Source organism: Candidatus Frankia alpina (assembly GCF_902806485.1).
Classification (GTDB): domain Bacteria; phylum Actinomycetota; class Actinomycetes; order Frankiales; family Frankiaceae; genus Frankia; species Frankia alpina.
Map to the genome: position 1 here is coordinate 1 of NZ_CADCWT010000420.1, position 2,308 is coordinate 2,308.

Annotated in this window: 3 protein-coding genes and 1 pseudogene; all 4 read right to left on the reverse strand. The window is 63.3% G+C overall.

All coding sequences use genetic code 11. The annotated features are described in order from the left end of the window. Positions 1-15 precede the first annotated feature (15 nt). Positions 16-840 carry a type I restriction-modification system subunit M gene (locus G6R25_RS23490; protein ID WP_235949497.1) on the reverse strand — a complete coding sequence of 275 codons (825 nt, stop codon included), beginning with the start codon at positions 838-840 and terminating at the stop codon, positions 16-18. A 9-nt stretch (positions 841-849) separates the two neighbouring features. After that, entirely contained in the window at positions 850-1,374 is a 525-nt protein-coding gene (locus G6R25_RS23495) for a Rossmann-fold NAD(P)-binding domain-containing protein (protein ID WP_205447407.1), read from the reverse strand. A gap of 81 nt (positions 1,375-1,455) precedes the next feature. Then, entirely contained in the window at positions 1,456-1,770 is a 315-nt protein-coding gene (locus G6R25_RS23500; RefSeq protein WP_136449286.1) for a cold-shock protein, read from the reverse strand. 66 nt (positions 1,771-1,836) lie between these two features. Next, positions 1,837-2,232, reverse strand: a pseudogene (locus G6R25_RS23505) (NUDIX domain-containing protein); the annotation flags it as partial. Positions 2,233-2,308: the final 76 nt, after the last annotated feature.

Genomic DNA, 2,308 nt, shown 5'->3' on the forward strand with positions numbered 1-2,308 from the left:
CACACCCCGCAACAATTACCCAACCTCACAAATCGTTGCCGGGAATGGCTCACTGGCCGCACTCTGCGCGAGCGAGTCGCGGTAGCGGATGTCAGGTTGCTCAACCTCGTGCAGCAGCATGTTCATGCTGCCAATCCGCAGCATCGTGTTGTCGAAGTCGAAGCCGCTGAACATGCTCTGGTCGAAGTGCTGGCGGGTCGCGGGGTCCAACAGGTCGTCGCTGTGCGTTCGCTCCACGTAGGCGGCACTGGCGACGAGGAAACCGGCGGTCCCGCACGCCGGGTCACAGATGGTGTCACCCGGCACCGGGGCGGTCATCTCGACCATCAGCTCGATGATGTGGCGAGGCGTACGGAACTGGCCATTATGACCAGCAGTAGCGATCTTGCCGAGCATGTACTCGTACAGGTCGCCCTTGGTGTCGCGTTCGTCGAGCGGGAGATCGTCGAGCATGTCGATGACCTTCGCCAGCAGATTCGCCGTGGGAATCCTGAACTGGGCCCCTGCCATGTGATGTGAGTAGGTCGAGCCCTCGTCCCCGAGCTCGCGCAGCCAGGGGAAGACCTGGTCACGCATCAGCTCGAACGTCGCCTCGGGACTGCCCAGCGCCTTGAAGCGCGACCAGCGCAGCTCCTGGTTGGCGTCGGTGTATATCGGGTGCTCGATCGGCCGGCCCGCGCGGTTCGCCCTGCGCTCCTTACCGGTCTGGATGCCGTCCAGCCGCCGAATGAACATCAGGTAGGTGATCTGCTCGATGACCTCCAGCGGGTTGGAGATCCCACCCGACCAGAACGCATCCCAGACCCGATCGATCCTGCTTCGTAGATCACCCGTCAGCACGTAGAGAGCCTACCGGTACGTACACGCTCCAACCGCACGCGTCATGCCTCCCGTCCCTTGCGTCGAGCCAGACCAGACAGTCTCCGTGGTCGCCGATTGGTTGGCGGCCGGCTCAGTGAAGTCGGTGGAGAGGGTGAGCTGCTCCCAGGAGTCGAGGTCCTGATCGACGGCCGCACGGCCTGCCCGGACCACGCGCAGGGCGTCGGACCCGAGGACGAGATGGCGCGGCGGCTCGGGAGTGTCCAAGATCTGCAGGACGGCTGCCCCCGCACGGTCCGGGTCGCCGAGCTGCCGCCCGCTGGCGTCGCGGCGGGCGGGCCGGATGGGGTCGAACAGGCTGTCGTAGTCCGCGATGGACCGCGGCGCCCGGGTCATCGAGCGTCCGGCCCAGTCGGTGCGAAACGAGTCGGGCTCCACCGCGGTCACGTGGATTCCGAAGCCGGCGACCTCCTTGCCGAGCGATTCCAGGATGCCCTCGAGCGCGTACTTGCTGCCGCAATAGCGCACCGTCAGGCATTCTCCAGCCAGTCCCACACGGCTCGCTCGCGGTCGGCGTCGTAGGACTCGCCCAACGCCCCCGTGAACTATTCCAGGCCTCCTGGAGACCAGAACGGCTCAATGATCTTCATTGAAGATGATCTCAAGATCACTGGAATATGCACCATCTGGATGGTCAGCCGGCACCTGGTAGTCCTTGTCGACGCCAGGCGGCCAGACTTTCTCCGCCTGATAACCAAACCCCTCCTGCGAACCTCTTACCCACTCAAATTCGACAGTCTCACCAGCTGTGAGCTTTCTGAATCCGAGCATCTGGATGGAGTGGAAGATGGCCAGGCAGCCCCCGGGAGCGTGGGGAGAATCGATCACTCCCCATCCCTCGTCCTCCTGCCACTTACGCACGGTTCCGGTACTGAGATGAAGTTCGAACATTGATTCTCCCCTGCTACCGACGGCCGACCATCCTTGCCAGTCAGATATTTTTCGTCCGTCCCGCTCCTAGCCAAGATAGGGGGCCGGACCACGGGCAAGGTAGTGATCGACTCTCAGGCGCATGGAAGGGTGCAAGTTCAGCGTGTCAAGATCCTCGACTGCGACGAAGCGCGCTTCCTTCGCCTCACTGCCATCCGCCAGCAGCGTCCCGCCGATAGTCCATGCCTCGAAACAGACGGCGAACTGCTGTCGAACTTCGCCGTCGTCGTAGGCGATCACGTGGCGTGGGTCGGTGTAGGTCCCGAGGATGCCAACGATCTCGACGGTCAGCCCGGTCTCCTCCCCGACCTCTCGCGCTGCTGCTTCGGGCAGCGACTCGCCCACCTCCATTTGTCCACCGGGAAGCGCCCATCGGCCGTTGTCCGAACGGCGGATGAGCAGCACCCGCCCCTGTTCGTCAAGGACAACGACAGTGAGCCATTCCCGACAACGATTTGTGACGTTGGGTAATCGTTACGGGGAAGCTATTCCGAAACCG

What these genes read in the sequence shown, in the direction of transcription:
- G6R25_RS23500 (WP_136449286.1), bottom strand. Translation starts at nt 1,770, where the DNA reads ATGTTCGAACTTCATCTCAGTACCGGAACCGTGCGTAAGTGGCAGGAG.